2 protein-coding genes are annotated in these 1,343 nt (G+C 36.0%); both read left to right on the top strand.

Annotated elements, in window-relative coordinates; translation table 11 throughout:
- Positions 1–380: NUDIX hydrolase (locus tag FYJ66_RS09095; RefSeq protein ID WP_154573180.1), on the top strand; the 380-nt coding region annotated here is incomplete at its 5' end.
- 4 nt (positions 381–384) lie between these two features.
- Positions 385–1,343, top strand: a 959-nt coding sequence (locus FYJ66_RS09090) for an ATP-grasp domain-containing protein (RefSeq protein ID WP_154573179.1), incomplete at its 3' end; no start/stop codon positions are given.

Raw genomic sequence — 1,343 nt, 5'->3', positions numbered from 1 at the left:
GTAAGATCTTACTTGTAAGACAAGAGCGTCCAGCTATTGGTAAAGAAACATTAGAAATTCCGGCGGGTAAACTCGAATATGGTGAAGATCCAATGGAATGTGGTCTTCGTGAATTAAATGAAGAAACGGGTATGGCTTGTGATAAACTTGAACTTTTATTAAGTTTTGTATCCACCCCAGGCTTTTGCGATGAAAGAATCTGGATTTATAAAGCGATCAACCCAAGAAAAGCGGATATAAAACTTAGCTTAGATGAAGATGAAGAAATTGATACTTTGTGGCTGGATTTAGAAACTGCCTTTGAGTATACAAGAAACGGAAAGATTGATGATGGTAAGACTGTGATTGCGATCAGTCAAATGATGATAGAAAGGAATTAAGATTATGAATTTTGTGGTGATTTCACCAAACTATCCAGAAAGCTACTGGATGTTTTGCAGGGGGTTAAAAGAAAATGGGGCTAAAGTTTTAGCCATTGTCGATACACCCTACAATCAATTGAAACAAGAATTAAAAGAATATTGTGACGAGATCTATGTTGTAAAAAGTTTCCATGATTATGATGAAATGGTCAAAGCTTGTGGTTATTATACATTTCAATATGGAAAGAATGACTGGATTGAATCCAACAATGAGGCTTGGTTTGATTTAGCTGCACATCTTCGTGATGATTTCAATGTGAAAACAGGTTTTTCTCTAAAAAGAATTGAAGAACTTCAATCCAAGTCACAAATGAAAAAATATTATAAAGAAGCTAACGTTCCTGTGGCAGATTATAGAGTACTACATACACTTAAAGATGGCTTAGATTTTGCCGAACAAGTAGGCTATCCTTTAGTCATGAAACCCGATCAAGGTGTAGGTGCAAGCATGACTTACAAGATCATGAATGCTGAACAATTAGAATCGGTATATATGCAGACAAAGGATCATGTGATGATTCTAGAACAATATATCGATGGAGATGTCTTTACCTTAGATGGTATTTGTGATGAAAACGGGGATATTCGCTATTTAAACAGTTTAGAATATGTCGGCAATTGTATGGATTCTGTACTTTACCAACAAAGTATTGGTTGTTATACAACTTTTGAGATCAGTGATGAATGTCGTGACATTGTACAAAGAACAATCCATGCGTTTAAAATCAAGAATCGCTTCTTCCATTGCGAATTCTTTCGATTGAATCATGATGTGCAAGGTTTAGGAGAAAAGGGACGTATCTTTGGTTTAGAAGTGAATTTCAGACCCCCAGGAGGATTCTGTCCGGATTTAATGAATTATGCCGGAGAATTGGATGTGTATCGTTTATGGGCCGAAGTCATCTTGAAACAAAATGCTTC

This window comes from Allobaileyella intestinalis (assembly GCF_009695865.1).
In the GTDB taxonomy this organism is placed as follows: Bacteria; Bacillota; Clostridia; order Peptostreptococcales; family Anaerovoracaceae; genus Allobaileyella; species Allobaileyella intestinalis.
This window is presented reverse-complemented; position numbering and strand designations above follow the sequence as displayed.